At 42.4% G+C, this 13,620-nt stretch carries 13 protein-coding genes; 9 read left to right on the top strand and 4 right to left on the bottom strand.

The features are described 5' to 3' along the window. Position 1 precedes the first annotated feature (1 nt). From sigE to BQ5364_RS12965, 5 genes are all read left to right on the top strand, one after another. Complete coding sequence (sigE, locus tag BQ5364_RS12985; protein ID WP_004611106.1) at positions 2-745, top strand: RNA polymerase sporulation sigma factor SigE; 744 nt, start codon at positions 2-4, stop codon at positions 743-745. 67 nt (positions 746-812) lie between these two features. Beyond that, a complete protein-coding gene (locus BQ5364_RS12980; RefSeq protein ID WP_004611105.1) occupies positions 813-2,420 on the top strand; it encodes an MBL fold metallo-hydrolase RNA specificity domain-containing protein in 1,608 nt (535 codons plus the stop codon). A gap of 132 nt (positions 2,421-2,552) precedes the next feature. Then, positions 2,553-3,332 carry an RNA polymerase sporulation sigma factor SigG gene (gene sigG / locus BQ5364_RS12975; protein ID WP_004611104.1) on the top strand — a complete coding sequence of 260 codons (780 nt, stop codon included), beginning with the start codon at positions 2,553-2,555 and terminating at the stop codon, positions 3,330-3,332. A 138-nt stretch (positions 3,333-3,470) separates the two neighbouring features. Beyond that, positions 3,471-4,133: an HAD family hydrolase gene (locus BQ5364_RS12970; RefSeq protein ID WP_004611103.1), complete on the top strand. Its 663-nt coding sequence runs from the start codon at positions 3,471-3,473 to the stop codon at positions 4,131-4,133. Between the two features lie 13 nt (positions 4,134-4,146). After that, complete coding sequence (locus BQ5364_RS12965) at positions 4,147-4,410, top strand: hypothetical protein (protein WP_004611102.1); 264 nt, start codon at positions 4,147-4,149, stop codon at positions 4,408-4,410. A gap of 21 nt (positions 4,411-4,431) precedes the next feature. On the opposite strand, the gene BQ5364_RS12960 is transcribed toward BQ5364_RS12965, so the two are convergent. Further along, on the bottom strand, positions 4,432-4,863 hold the full coding sequence (locus BQ5364_RS12960; RefSeq protein WP_004611101.1) for an FMN-binding protein: 432 nt from the start codon (positions 4,861-4,863) through the stop codon (positions 4,432-4,434). A 143-nt stretch (positions 4,864-5,006) separates the two neighbouring features. Here BQ5364_RS12960 and pth point away from each other — a divergent pair, with 143 nt between their 5' ends. The 4 genes from pth (at position 5,007) to BQ5364_RS12940 (ending at position 10,867) form a co-directional block, all read left to right on the top strand. Next, a complete protein-coding gene (gene pth, locus BQ5364_RS12955; protein WP_022251209.1) occupies positions 5,007-5,582 on the top strand; it encodes an aminoacyl-tRNA hydrolase in 576 nt (191 codons plus the stop codon). Between the two features lie 12 nt (positions 5,583-5,594). After that, positions 5,595-8,933: a transcription-repair coupling factor gene (gene mfd, locus BQ5364_RS12950; RefSeq protein WP_004611099.1), complete on the top strand. Its 3,339-nt coding sequence runs from the start codon at positions 5,595-5,597 to the stop codon at positions 8,931-8,933. Positions 8,934-8,979: 46 nt separating this feature from the next. Then, positions 8,980-10,014, top strand: coding sequence for a peptidyl-prolyl cis-trans isomerase (locus BQ5364_RS12945; protein ID WP_071144423.1), 1,035 nt, complete (start codon positions 8,980-8,982; stop codon positions 10,012-10,014). Positions 10,015-10,081: 67 nt separating this feature from the next. Further along, positions 10,082-10,867, top strand: a complete 786-nt coding sequence (locus tag BQ5364_RS12940; RefSeq protein ID WP_004611097.1) for a ZIP family metal transporter — start codon at positions 10,082-10,084, stop codon at positions 10,865-10,867. Between the two features lie 81 nt (positions 10,868-10,948). Here the strand turns inward: BQ5364_RS12940 and pdaA are convergent, their stop codons facing one another. The 3 genes from pdaA to BQ5364_RS12925 all read right to left on the bottom strand — a co-directional run bounded on the left by pdaA (position 10,949) and on the right by BQ5364_RS12925 (position 13,460). Then, positions 10,949-11,755: a delta-lactam-biosynthetic de-N-acetylase gene (pdaA, locus tag BQ5364_RS12935; RefSeq protein ID WP_004611096.1), complete on the bottom strand. Its 807-nt coding sequence runs from the start codon at positions 11,753-11,755 to the stop codon at positions 10,949-10,951. Positions 11,756-11,895: 140 nt separating this feature from the next. Further along, positions 11,896-12,312 (bottom strand): DUF6465 family protein, encoded by a 417-nt coding sequence (locus BQ5364_RS12930; RefSeq protein WP_071144422.1) that lies wholly within the window; start codon positions 12,310-12,312, stop codon positions 11,896-11,898. 119 nt (positions 12,313-12,431) lie between these two features. After that, on the bottom strand, positions 12,432-13,460 hold the full coding sequence (locus BQ5364_RS12925) for a hypothetical protein (protein ID WP_022251204.1): 1,029 nt from the start codon (positions 13,458-13,460) through the stop codon (positions 12,432-12,434). Positions 13,461-13,620 lie beyond the last annotated feature (160 nt).

The following is a 13,620-nucleotide window of genomic DNA, read 5'->3' as shown; positions in this document are numbered from 1 at the left end:
AATGGTTATCAACACAGTGATGTCACATCAGTTTAAATTTAAATTTATACCGGGATTTCGAACATTTTTGTTTCCGGAAAAGAAGGATATACATTACATAGGGGGCTCTGAAGTGCTTCCGGCTCCACTGGCGGTGGAGGAAGAAGCAGAAGCAATCAACGAGCTCGGCTCAAAAGACGATGAGTATGCCAAGAAAGTTTTGATTGAACACAATCTGAGACTTGTCGTCTACATTGCAAAAAAATTTGACAATACAGGGGTTGGAGTAGAAGATCTGATATCGATTGGGACGATTGGTCTGATCAAGGCAATCAATACATTCAATCCGACAAAGAATATAAAGCTTGCGACATATGCCTCCAGATGTATTGAGAATGAGATTTTGATGTATCTGAGAAGAAATAATAAGACAAAGCTGGAAGTGTCAATTGATGAGCCGCTAAATGTTGACTGGGATGGAAATGAGCTTTTGTTGTCCGATATTCTGGGGACAGAAGAGGATACGATATATCGTGATCTGGAAAATGAGGCAGAGCGAAAATTACTTGTTAAAGCAATCGGCAGGCTTTCCAACAGAGAGAGGATGATCGTGCGGATGCGTTTTGGGCTTGGAACACTTGACGGGGAGGAAAAAACGCAAAAAGAGGTCGCTGACCTCCTTGGCATTTCACAGTCTTATATTTCAAGATTGGAGAAGAAAATCATGCAGAGATTAAAGCGGGAAATGGTGCGTTATGAATCTTAAAAATTGGTAAAAAGACTATCGAAAAGAAGGAAAAAGTGGTAGGATAAAAAGAAAAGGGGTTGATTGTATGAAATTAACGTTTATCGGAGCAGCCCACGAAGTGACTGGAAGCTGTCATTTGCTGGAGACGAATGGTAAGCACATTTTGATTGACTGTGGTATGGAGCAGGGACCGGATTTGTATGAGAATCAGGAACTTCCGATTGCACCGGGAGATATTGATTTTATACTTCTGACACATGCACATATTGACCATTCAGGTTTGATTCCGCTTATGGTGAAAAATGGATTTAAAGGACAGATTGTCACCACTTTTGCAACCGCGGATCTCTGCGATATTATGCTTCGAGACAGTGCCCATATTCAGGAGTTTGAAGCGGAGTGGAGAAATCGAAAGGCAAGACGTTCCGGTGAGCCGCTGTATGAGCCGCTGTATACGATGCAGGATGCACAGGATGCAGTGGAACTTTTGGCACCGTGCGATTATGAGCAGCGGATAGAGCTGTGCAAGGGCGTGGAAGTGCGTTTTACGGATATTGGACATTTGCTTGGCTCTGCCTGTATTGAGATTTGGATTACAGAAGAGGGGCTATCACGGAAAATTGTATTTTCAGGAGACGTCGGAAATATCAATCAGCCGATTATCAAAGACCCGAAACAGATAAAAGAGGCAGATTATGTTGTGATTGAATCGACTTACGGAGATCGTCTGCATGGAGATGAGAGACCGGATTATTTGGGAGAATTTACAAGGATTTTGCGAGATACCTTCCAAAAAGGAGGCAATGTGGTGATTCCTTCTTTTGCAGTGGGAAGGACGCAGGAACTACTGTATTTTATCCGTGAGATCAAAGAGAAGAATCTGCTGAGTGATTTCCCGAACTTTGATGTGTATGTGGACAGTCCGCTTGCGATTGAGGCAACCAGTGTGTTTACAAAGAATGAGAGAGATTGTTTTGATAAAGAGGCAATGGAATTGGTGGATCAGGGAATTAACCCGCTTGTATTTCCGGGTCTGAGGCTTTCTGTGACGAGTGACGATTCCAAATTGATCAATTTTGACAGCAGACCAAAAGTCATTATATCCGCTTCCGGAATGTGCGAGGCGGGCAGAATCCGGCACCATCTGAAACATAATCTCTGGAGAAAAGAATGTACGATTCTTTTTGTAGGTTATCAGGCGGTCGGTACACTCGGACGAAAACTGATCGAGGGAGCGCCTGTTGTCAAGCTGTTTGGCGAGACTATTGAGGTGGCTGCCAGAATTGAATCGTTGAAAGGAATCAGCGGCCATGCGGATATGAATGGACTGCTTGACTGGCTTGGTGGATTTGAATCGGATATCAGGCATGTATTTGTCGTGCATGGCGAGGATCAGGTGACCGATTCCTTTGCAGAGACAGTGACTGAGAGATTTGACATACCGGCATTCGCACCGTATTCAGGCGGATGTGTAGATCTTGCGACGAATCAGATTCTGTCAAAAGGAAATCCGATTGTGAAGAAGAAAGTGGAGAAACCAGAGAAATTGAGAGCAGAAAGTGCATTTAACCGCACGGTAAACGCGGGAAAATATCTGCTTGAAGTTATTATGAAAAATGAAGGTCTCGCAAATAAAGACCTTGCGAAATTAGAAGCTCAGATTAAAAATCTGGCAGATAAATGGAACCGGTAATGAACCGTTTGAAATAATAGTTCTTGAACAAGTGTCAAGGACTATTATTTTTTTTATTTCGTTCAAAATAGTATATTTACACCGCACAATGCAGAGAATCCTACTAGAAAGAAATCGTGGGAGGATACGAAGATGGCACTGAATAAAGTGGAAATATGTGGTGTGGACACGTCGAAGCTGCCGCTGCTTAAGGAAGAAGAGAAAAATGCACTATTTGCAAAGATTAAGGCAGGAGATGAGGGAGCGAAAGAGCAATATATAAAAGGAAATCTAAGACTGGTATTAAGCGTAATCAAGCGTTTTACGAATAGCAATGAAAATCCGGATGATCTGTTTCAGATAGGATGCATCGGGCTGATCAAGGCAATCAATAATTTTAACACAGAGCTGGATGTCAAATTTTCTACCTATGCAGTTCCGATGATTATCGGGGAGATCAGAAGATATATGAGAGACAATAATTCGATTCGTGTAAGTCGTTCGCTGCGGGATACGGCATACAAAGCAATCTATGCAAAAGAGGGATATATGAAACGGAATCTAAGGGAGCCGACACTTCAGGAAATCTCAGAAGAGATTGGCATAGCAAAAGAAGATATTGTGTTTGCGATGGATGCGATTCAGGCGCCGATGAGCTTAAATGAGCCGGTCTATAATGACGGTGGAGATGCACTTTATGTGATGGATCAGATCAGTGACAAAAAAAATAAAGAAGAGAACTGGATTGAGGAACTGGCGCTTCAGGCAGCGATGGAACATCTGGGAGAGAGAGAAAAATATATTATCCGATTACGTTTTTTTGAGGGGCGCACCCAGATGGAAGTTGCGGAGGATATTGATATTTCCCAGGCACAGGTGAGCAGACTTGAAAAACACGCATTGAAGGTGATGCGCCAGTATCTGATGGCATGAGAGGGGAGAAAAACATGGGCAGTGTGCGAGGAGAGAAGTATACTGCCTTCACTACTTTTTGGAGGTTGTAAAAAAAGATATTGAAATTTCAGAGTGTTCATACTATACTGATGCTATAAAAAATTAAGGAGGCACACAATGTATAAAGCATGCATATTTGATTTGGACGGGACATTGACAGATACATTAGAATCCTTAACATATTCAGTTAATGAAACGTTGAAAGAATTAAAGCTTAAGAAAATTACACAAGAGCAGTGCAGAAGCTTTGTCGGAAATGGTGCGAGATGTCTGATCGAACGTGCCTTGGTGGCAGGAGGAGATTTAGAAAAATCTCAGATGGAGCCGGCAATGGAGATATATGGACGTATATTTGGAGAAAATTGTACATATCATGTAACACCATACGATGGAATCGCAGAGATGCTTGAACAGTTGAAGAAGAGTGGAATCAAGCTGGCGGTGCTGTCGAACAAGCCGCATTTGCAGGCTGTTGATGTGGTGAAGGAATTTTTCGGGGAAGATGTTTTTTCATATGTTCAGGGACAGATAGACAGTGTACCGAGAAAGCCGGATCCGAGCGCAGCGCTGATGATTGCAGAGAAGCTTGGATGTAAAAAAGAAGAATGTGTGTACGTCGGAGATTCTGAAGTGGATATTAAGACGGGGCATGCAGCGGGTATGAAGACAGTGAGCGTATCCTGGGGATTTCGCTCAAGAGAAATACTTAAGGAAAATGGTGCGGAGCATATCATTGACAGACCAGAAGAATTAATTCATATGATAGGAAAGGGTATATAGGAGGAATTTTAAAATGTATGAATATGATGAAGAATGTTTAAAAGTTTTTTTGGAGAAACAGTTACAGTTATTTGACGAACCGGTTGCGGAGACTCTTGAGGAAGCAGAGGCATTTTTGGAGGACTGCATGGCAGTTGTCGTGGATTCGTTGGACGAAGTAAGAGATTACTTTGAAGAGAACGGAGCGGATATCGCAGAGATGACAGATGATGAGCTTGAGGAGGCTTCGGAAGTATTTCCGGTTTCTGACGGACGCTATCTTGTTGTAGAAGGCTAAGAGAAGCAAAAAGCCACGGTTTTATTTGACCGTGGCTTTTTTTAATGCATCATCAATTGCGTTTATGATGACCTGAGAGGTGTAAGGATTATCTTCCGGGAAGGATATATTTTCCAGCGACTGGGAATCATAGACTTGCTCTGCAATATTTTCGATTGCAGGCTGAATCAGCGGGTACATTGTTGCAACTGTTTCATCCAGATTGCTGAACCGGATGGAGTTGATGTGTGAGCTGTCCACTGCAACTTCCACTTCCAGAGAAGTGTTATTTAAAGTGACGGTGGAAGTGTAGACACCGGGCATATATTCTTGTTTTTTGGATGTATGTTTTTCATCATTTGGGAGGAACATAAAGGTTAGCAGCAGGATCAGCAAAATTCCCAGCACGACAAACACTACAGTATAAATCACTTCTTTCATGTGTAAGACAACGATTTTGGTCTTGGAACTCATAGAGGCCTCCTAATCTATCGAACGATAATTGTTTACTTTTTATAATGTATGAAGAAGTTTGGAAAATTATTCATGGCTTTTGCGTGACAAACGAGGATAGTTCTTGTAAAATAAGAAAAGCAGTAAAAAGAAGAGGTGAAATGATGTTTGTTATAGTAGGATTAGGAAATCCGACGGCTCAGTATGAAGGAACGAGACACAATGCCGGGTTTGATGTCATAGATGTGTTGGCGGAGAAATATAATATATCAGTGGATGCAAGGAAGTGTCGGGCATTCTGCGGGAAAGGAGTCATTGCGGGGCAGAAAGTACTTCTTGTAAAACCGCAGACTTATATGAATTTGAGCGGAGAGAGCGTTGGGGGAATTGTAAATTACTACAAGATTGATCCGGAGTCTGATCTGCTTGTCATTTATGATGACATCAGTCTGGATGTAGGACAACTTCGCATCCGCAAAAAAGGAAGTGCGGGCGGTCACAACGGAATCAAGAGTATTATCGCCCATCTTGGCACAACGGTATTTCCGAGAATTAAAGTAGGAGTAGGAGAAAAACCGAAGAATTACGATCTGGCAGACTATGTGCTCGGTCATTTTTCTAAACAGGAAAGAGAATTGATGGAAGAAGGATATGAACATGCATCTGATGCAGTAGAGCAGATTGTGCAAGGTGAGATTGAGGCTGCGATGAATGTGTTCAACAAAAAAGTAAAAGCATAGAAGGAGGAGAACATGCAGTTTTTTGCAGGACCGCTGAAAGAATTGGCGGAGTATGAAGAGATTCAGAAAAAAAGAACGGAAAAGCAGGGAATGATACAGATATCAGGTTGTGTCACTTCCCAGAAAACACATTTGATGTATGCGCTGGGCGATGGTTTTAAACGAAAAATCATCGCTGTTTCCAGTGAGCTCAAGGCAAAACAAATTTATGAAGAGTACCGTTTTCTGGATTCTGATGTATGGATCTATCCGGCAAAAGACTTATTGTTTTATCAGGCAGATCTTCGTGGCAAGTTTTTGATTAAACAGAGAATGGAAGTGTACCAGGCATTGCTTGAACAGGAACAAGTCACTGTGATCACAAGCTTTGACGGCTTTATGGATTCTTTGCTTCCGCTGGAAGAGATGGAAAAGAGGGTCATCTCTTTGGAGGCGGGACAGGAACTTGACTTTGAGAAATTAAAAAAAGATATGGTGCTTCTTGGATATGAGAGGGAAGAACAGATCGAAGGTCCCGGACAGTTTGCGGTGCGGGGAGGTATTTTAGATATTTATCCGTTGACGGAAGAAGTACCTGTGCGTATTGAGATGTGGGGAGATGAAATTGATTCTATCCGTACATTTGATGTGGAAAGCCAGCGCTCTATTGAGAATCTGGAATCGATTCGTATATATCCGGCAACAGATTTTCCGGAAGAACAGGCAAAACGTGTTTCATTTTTAGATTATTTTGATAAGAAAACAAGTATGCTGTTTTTGGATGAGCCGGTGCGCCTGATTGAAAAGGGAGAGTCTGTGGAGGAAGAATTTGTGCAGGCACAGGCAAACCGTATGGAATGTGGGTATGCGGTCTCGGACGAGGAGATGAAACTGTTCTCCACAAAAGAGATTGCCGACAAGATGAATCAATACTATAGTATCGGGATGTCGGCATTGGAGATGAAGTGCAAAGAATTTAAGACGCGTGGACTGTATCATTTGCAGGCAAAAGGGGTAAACCCGTATAATAACAGTTTTGAGATGCTGACACGGGATCTGAAGCAGTTAAAGAGAAAAGGGTACCGTGCGATCTTGCTTTCCGGTTCCCGAACAAGAGCAAAACGTCTGGCAGAAGATTTAAGAGATTATAATCTAAGCAGTTTCTACAGTGAGGATGTAGAACGAGAGGTTAATCCAGGAGAAATCATGGTGACTTACGGCCATGTGACGGAAGGATATGAATATCCGATGATCAAATTCATCGTCATTTCTGAAACGGATATCTTTGGGCAAAAAAAGAAAAAGAGAAAGCGTAAAGTATATGAGGGACAGAAAATACAGAGCTTTTCAGAACTGAAGGTCGGAGATTATGTAGTACATGAAAATCATGGATTGGGGATTTATCAGGGAATCGAAAAGATTGAGGTGGATAAAGTTTCCAAAGACTATATGAAAATTGCTTATGCGGCGGGCGGGAATCTGTATATTCCGGCAACTCAGCTGGATCTGATCCAAAAGTATGCAAGCGCAGATGCAAAGAAACCAAAGCTTAATCGGCTTGGTGGACAAGAGTGGACGAAGACGAAGACAAGAGTTCGCGGGGCAGTAAAAGAGATTGCAAAGGACCTTGTCGAACTGTATGCGGCAAGACAGGAAAAACATGGATTTGTCTATGGAGAGGATACAGTATGGCAGAGAGAATTTGAGGAGATGTTTCCGTTTGAGGAGACGGAGGATCAGCTGCTTGCAATCGAGGCGACGAAAAAAGATATGGAGAGCACCAAGATCATGGATCGCCTGATCTGTGGAGATGTTGGATACGGCAAGACAGAGATTGCGATCCGCGCGGCATTTAAGGCGGTGCAGGAGAATAAGCAGGTGGTGTATCTCGTTCCGACGACGATACTTGCCCAGCAGCATTATAATACGTTTGTGCAGCGCATGAAGGAGTTTCCGGTGCGAGTCGACCTGATGTGCCGTTTCCGTACTCCGGCGCAGCAGAAAAAGACAATTGAGGACACAAAACGCGGTCTGGTGGATATCGTGGTAGGTACGCACCGTGTGCTGAGCAAAGATTTGGAGTTTAAAGATTTGGGACTTTTGATCATCGATGAAGAACAGCGTTTTGGAGTGCAGCATAAGGAGCAGATTAAAAAATTAAAAGAGAATATTGATGTGCTGACGCTGACAGCGACACCGATTCCGAGAACCTTGCATATGAGTCTTATCGGAATACGTGATATGAGCGTGCTTGAGGAGGCTCCGGTTGACCGTATGCCGATTCAGACATATGTCATGGAATACAATGATGAGATGGTGCGCGAGGCGATACAAAGAGAATTATCCCGTCAGGGACAAGTGTATTATGTGTATAACAAAGTGAAAGATATCGATGAGATTACGGACAAGGTGCAAAAGCTTGTGCCGGAGGCAAATGTGGCATTTGCGCATGGGCAGATGAAAGAACGGGAGCTTGAGAACATTATGCTTGATTTTATCAATGGGGAAATCGACGTGCTTGTGTCGACGACGATCATAGAGACGGGACTTGATATTTCCAATGCAAATACAATGATTATCCACGATGCAGACCAGCTCGGACTTTCGCAAATGTATCAGCTAAGAGGACGTGTGGGACGTTCCAATCGAATGGCATATGCGTTTTTGCTATACAAAAGAGATAAACTCCTGCGTGAAGTGGCAGAGAAACGCCTGTCAGCAATCCGTGAGTTCACAGATCTTGGTTCTGGTTTTAAAATCGCCATGCGGGATTTGGAAATCCGCGGAGCAGGGAATCTTCTGGGGGCAGAACAGCACGGACATATGGAGGCTGTCGGGTATGACCTGTATTGTAAGATGCTCAATGAGGCAGTTAAGCAGCTGAAGGGTGAGATTGAGGAGGAGCCATATACAACAACAGTAGATTTGAATGTAGATGCGTTTATTCCGGCGTCGTATATTCCAAATGAGTACCAGAAACTCGATATTTATAAGCGGATTGCAAGTATTGAAAATGAGGCGGAGATGGATGACATGCTGGAAGAATTGATTGACCGATATGGAGATATTCCGAGAAAAGTTCAGCAGCTTTTGCAGATTGCGCTGTTGAAATCACTTGCACACAGTGCATATTTAGTTGCTGTGGAGCAAAAAGGGGAACAGTTCCGGTTTACAATGTATGAACGTGCGAAGGTGCATGCAGAGCGGATTCCGATGCTGCTTGATCAATACAAAGGGGCGCTTAAATTTACGGTTGATACGAATCCTTATTTTGTCTATGAAAAGAAAGCAAGAAATAAAAAAGAGAAAGACGATGATGTGCTGGAACTTGTGAAAAAAGTGTTAAATGATATAAAAACATTGATAGAATAAAGAAAAACCGCTATAATTAAGAATTAGAAATACAAAGGAGGCAGTTATGAGGAATCTGAAAAAGAAAGTAGTCGTATTTGCGACAGCGGCATCTCTTGCAGTAGTCTCAATGACAGGATGTGCAAGCTTTGAAAACGCAGATACAGTGGCAACTGTTGGAGGGGATAAGATACCGGCAGGAGTTGCAAATTTTTATGCGAGATACCAGCAGGGAATGATTGAGACAAACTTAGGCTCTATGCTTGGAGACAACATGTGGACGCAGGAAGTAAGTGAGGGAAAGACTTATGAGGACAATGTAAAAGACAGTGTGATGGATGCGCTTCAACAGATGTATATTCTGGAAGACCACATGGCAGAATACGAGGTTGTGTTGACAGATGAAGAAAAGAGTGCGATTCAGGAAGCGGCAAAGAAATTCGATGAGGGCAATGAGCTGGAAGCCAAAGAATTGGTATCCGGAGAGACGGAGTATGTGGAAAGAGTGCTGACTCTGCTTACGATTCAGAAGAAGATGACGGATGCGGTGACAAAGGATGTAAGCACAGAAGTTTCGGATGAAGAGGCTGCGCAAAAGAGTATGCAGTATGTAAGTTTTCCATATACGACAACAGACGAAGAAGGGAATTCTAAGACTTTGACAGATGAAGAAAAGGCAGCCCTGAAAGAGACGGCAGCAGCTTTCCTGGAAGGTGCAAAAGCGGCGGAAGATTTTGCGGCTTATGCGACAGAACAAGGCAAGGAAGCGCAGACAGCTACCTTTGATTCAGAGAGTACATCGCCGGCCGCGGAGTTGATTGCGGCAGCAGATTCTTTGGGAGTGGGCGGATTTACAGATGTCATAGAGACAGAGAATGGACTCTACGTCGCAAAAGTGACAAGTCTGCTCGACAGAGATGCGACAGATGCGAAAAAGGAGACAATCGTAAATTCTCGGAAAAGTGAAAAGTTCAATGAGGTTTATGATGGCTGGAAAAAAGACACTAAGATAAAAGTGAATAAAGACGTATGGGCAAAAGTAGATTTTCAGGATGTCGGAGTAACTGTCAAACAGAATGAAGAAGAGCCATACACAGAATAATTAAGGAGACAGCTTTCTTTCACGGAAAGCTGTTTTTTTCATATAGTATCAGCAGAGGTGATCGTATATGAATGGAATTTTAATGGCACTATTTGGAACACTTGGAACCTTTCTCATAACAGCTTTAGGAGCTGCGGGGATTTTCTTTGTCAGACGGGAAGTCAGCGGAAATCTGCAGTGTGGATTTTTAGGATTTGCCGGGGGAGTTATGATAGCTGCGTCCGTGTGGTCGCTGCTGCTTCCGGGGATTGATTTTGCAGAGGCAAACGGGCAGGTTGGATGGCTTGTCATGACCGGTGGTTTTTTGTTGGGAGTCATCACATTGCTTGTGGCAGACGGGCTGATGAAAGCATGGTATGAGAGAGAAAAAAGTACACAGCTTACATTGGGAAAAAGTACGGCAATGCTGATCATAGCAATTACAACTCACAATATTCCGGAAGGAATGTCAGTCGGGCTTGCATTTGCACTGGCGGGACAAAATATGCAAGATACGGCGTTGTTGTCAGGTGCGGTTGCACTGGCGATCGGAATTGGAATTCAGAATTTCCCAGAAGGGACGGCAGTTGCATTGCCGCTTGTGAAAGAAGGGGTAAGTAAAAAAAGAGCATTTGTCATTGCGAGTATGACAGCGGTTGTAGAACCTCTTTTTGGTGTGCTTGCAGCAGTATTTGCGAGATTTGCGAATGCATCGATTGCAATATTACTTGCGTTTGCTGCTGGAACAATGATCTATGTCGTTGTGGAAGAACTGATTCCACAGGCTCATATGGGAGAAAACGGGAAGATGGGCACACTCGGATTTGTTGTCGGTTTCCTTGTAATGATGATATTGGATGTTGCACTTGGATAAGAAAAGTGCTATTTAGAAGCGAGTGTGGTAAAATGGAGAAAGGATGGGGAACGAAAGTAATGTTCACCCATCTTTTTGGCTTTATGGCATCTGGTCCAGAGATTTGAAGGTATATCCCATTTCTTCCCATTTTGTCAGCAACTCATCTAAGATTTGTCCGTTTGTGGAAGAAGTGTTATGCAGCAGAACGACAGCGCCGGGATGTATTCTTCCAAGTAGTTTGTCAAATGCCTCTTCTTTTGTCGGTTGTTTATCCTGATACCAGTCAACATAGGCAAGACTCCAGAAAAACGTCTTATAGCCGAGTTCTTTTGCCATTTTTAAGTTTTCTTCACTGTATTTTCCTTGCGGAGGGCGATAAAATTTTATCATTTCTTTTCCGGTGATTTCCTGATAGAGTTTTTCGACATCCTGAATTTCCTTTGAAAAGCTTTCCATCGTGGAAATTTTGGACATGTCCGGGTGCGTATAAGTATGATTTCCTACGATATGACCTTCCTCGACCATACGCTTGATCAGATCGGGGTTGTCGGAGAGGAAATTCCCGACGACAAAAAATGTAGCCGGAACATTGTGTTTTTTCAGTGCATCTAAGATGGCTGGCGTGTTACCATTTTCAAAGCCGGCATCGAATGTAAGATAGATTACCTTTTGGTCGGTATTTTCGGCGTAGTAAGCATCATATTGCTTTAAGTCTTCGTAGGTCGCATTTGCAACGGGAGGTTTTCCGTCCTCCTGAAAACTCAGCCCCCAATTGCCGGTGGCAGATGTGGTGACCGACTTTGTCTGAAAATGTTCCACTGTCCGGGCAAAAAAGTGACCGACGAGGAATGCAGCGATAAATAAAAGAGAAGTACCGATTATTTTTTTGTGTGAGAATGGCCTCATAAGAACCTCAAAAATAGGATTTAGTTTAGTATATAAAAAAGAGGCTGTCTCTATTCCGGAGGAAGAAAAAAGGACAGAAGTAAAAACTTCTATCCTATCCTTACAATCATATATATCAAGTATTGTTATTCCAGTAATGATTAAAATGCTACACTTCCGGTCTCGGTTGTGTTGATTACATAATATACAGCGGCTTCTTCAGGTTTTACATATAATGTCATAGTCTTGATGTCGCCAATTTTTCTACCTGATTTCGTCCATGCCTTTTTCACTGCTGCAATCATGTCTTTGTCTTCCACTTGCTTTCCTTGGTGCTCTACGATCAAAGTCGTCTTCATCTCTTTTTTTGGAGCTGCTTTTCTTACCTTTTTTGCAGCTTCTTTTGTCTCTTCCACAACTTTTTCTGCAGCTTTCTCTACGGCAGGGGCAGTCTTTTCTACGACTTTCTCCACTACAGGAGCAGCTTTCTCAGCAACCTTTTCCACTACAGGAGCAGCTTTTGCTTTCATTGCATTTAATTTACTTTCTTGTTTTTTAACTTGTCTTTTTGTAGCCATAATCATACCCTCCTAACAAACTGTACGGCAACATAATACATTATTCTTTTCTATTATAGCATACTGTCAATAAAATTGTTGCCAATAATTTTGAATTTTACGAATAAATGATGTATTTTCTATACAATTCGAAAATATATTTTGTCCCGTCCCATGAAAAAATGGGAATCCTGAAGTTCTGGCTCATTGTCTGGAATGGCATCTACAATGTCGGATAACAAGATTTCTTGTTTGGCGGCTGGTGTGTGATATTGAAAATATTCAAGAATTTTTTTCGGAACACCTAATTTCACACGGCGCTTTCTGGCATATTCATCTGTTTCGTCTTCATCTATGTTGAGTCCGAAAAGTTCCAACTCAATCTCCAGATAACCGTCAATATAATCAATGACACTGTCAAAAGGCCTCCGACGAAGAGATTCATCAAACAATTCACAGATATGTCGGTAGTAGAGAGTCAAAAACTGTTCTTTGTCAAAGTGGACATCGGCTTTTTTACCTTCCGGTGCATTGCGGAGAATTCCCTGAAGCTCATTGTGTTTGGTGTCAAAATAGGTCATAGATGCCATTGCAAATGCGAGTGCCTGCCCATTTACACTTTTGATACCGAGCACTTGATTGAATGCATCGCTTAATGCCTTCGGAGCATGATCACGTTTTCCTGTCGGCTCCCAGATACTCCATTTTTCATCGGCTTGTGTCAGACCGACAAAGGAGGGTTTTTTGCGCCCGTTGCAGATAAAAGATTCTTTCCCGTAGACCTGTTCAAAAAGTGTTGTGTTCAAAAAATAGTCTGTCTGAAATTCTTTCATGCTGAAAAGCTTTGTAAAAATAAGTCCCAGATAGTAGGAGGTAACACTTTTTTCGCTCGCATCTAAATATTCTGTCTCAGGAGATTTGATTAGATAGCCGTCGCAGACAGAAAGAATGGATTCAATCATCGATACTTTAAAAATAAATTCCTGGCTCCGCTTTTCATGATGCCATAAAGCCAGATGCTGAGATGGAGTCGCGCATGTCACAAGAGCGTGCAGCAGTTCCAGATTGTTGAATTCTAAAATCTTAGAAGAAAAAAACGGCCATTCCATTCCGTTACAGCCTGTAATTTCCAATGCTAGTTTGTAGCAGTTATCCTGTGTTAGTTTCATAGAGATTCCCCGGCTTTCGAAAAGAAAAATACATTGTTTCTATGTTCTTATTATATGTGATTTTTCTGCATGTTACAATAGTATTATTAATGAGACTTATAAACCCTCTTTAAAAATAATTAACTATCTTTCTTTGCACTTGCGGGCGATTCGTGCTAAA

This window comes from Coprococcus phoceensis (genome assembly GCF_900104635.1).
Classification (GTDB): domain Bacteria; phylum Bacillota; class Clostridia; order Lachnospirales; family Lachnospiraceae; genus Faecalimonas; species Faecalimonas phoceensis.
The sequence above is the reverse complement of the archived record's forward strand: the minus strand, read 5'-3'. Positions and strand labels throughout refer to the sequence as shown.

What these genes read in the sequence shown, in the direction of transcription:
- sigE (WP_004611106.1), top strand. Translation starts at nt 2, where the DNA reads ATGGTTATCAACACAGTGATGTCACATCAGTTTAAATTTAAATTTATA.
- BQ5364_RS12980 (WP_004611105.1), top strand. Translation starts at nt 813, where the DNA reads ATGAAATTAACGTTTATCGGAGCAGCCCACGAAGTGACTGGAAGCTGT.
- sigG (WP_004611104.1), top strand. Translation starts at nt 2,553, where the DNA reads ATGGCACTGAATAAAGTGGAAATATGTGGTGTGGACACGTCGAAGCTG.
- BQ5364_RS12970 (WP_004611103.1), top strand. Translation starts at nt 3,471, where the DNA reads ATGTATAAAGCATGCATATTTGATTTGGACGGGACATTGACAGATACA.
- BQ5364_RS12965 (WP_004611102.1), top strand. Translation starts at nt 4,147, where the DNA reads ATGTATGAATATGATGAAGAATGTTTAAAAGTTTTTTTGGAGAAACAG.
- BQ5364_RS12960 (WP_004611101.1), bottom strand. Translation starts at nt 4,863, where the DNA reads ATGAGTTCCAAGACCAAAATCGTTGTCTTACACATGAAAGAAGTGATT.
- pth (WP_022251209.1), top strand. Translation starts at nt 5,007, where the DNA reads ATGTTTGTTATAGTAGGATTAGGAAATCCGACGGCTCAGTATGAAGGA.
- mfd (WP_004611099.1), top strand. Translation starts at nt 5,595, where the DNA reads ATGCAGTTTTTTGCAGGACCGCTGAAAGAATTGGCGGAGTATGAAGAG.
- BQ5364_RS12945 (WP_071144423.1), top strand. Translation starts at nt 8,980, where the DNA reads ATGAGGAATCTGAAAAAGAAAGTAGTCGTATTTGCGACAGCGGCATCT.
- BQ5364_RS12940 (WP_004611097.1), top strand. Translation starts at nt 10,082, where the DNA reads ATGAATGGAATTTTAATGGCACTATTTGGAACACTTGGAACCTTTCTC.
- pdaA (WP_004611096.1), bottom strand. Translation starts at nt 11,755, where the DNA reads ATGAGGCCATTCTCACACAAAAAAATAATCGGTACTTCTCTTTTATTT.
- BQ5364_RS12930 (WP_071144422.1), bottom strand. Translation starts at nt 12,312, where the DNA reads ATGGCTACAAAAAGACAAGTTAAAAAACAAGAAAGTAAATTAAATGCA.
- BQ5364_RS12925 (WP_022251204.1), bottom strand. Translation starts at nt 13,460, where the DNA reads ATGAAACTAACACAGGATAACTGCTACAAACTAGCATTGGAAATTACA.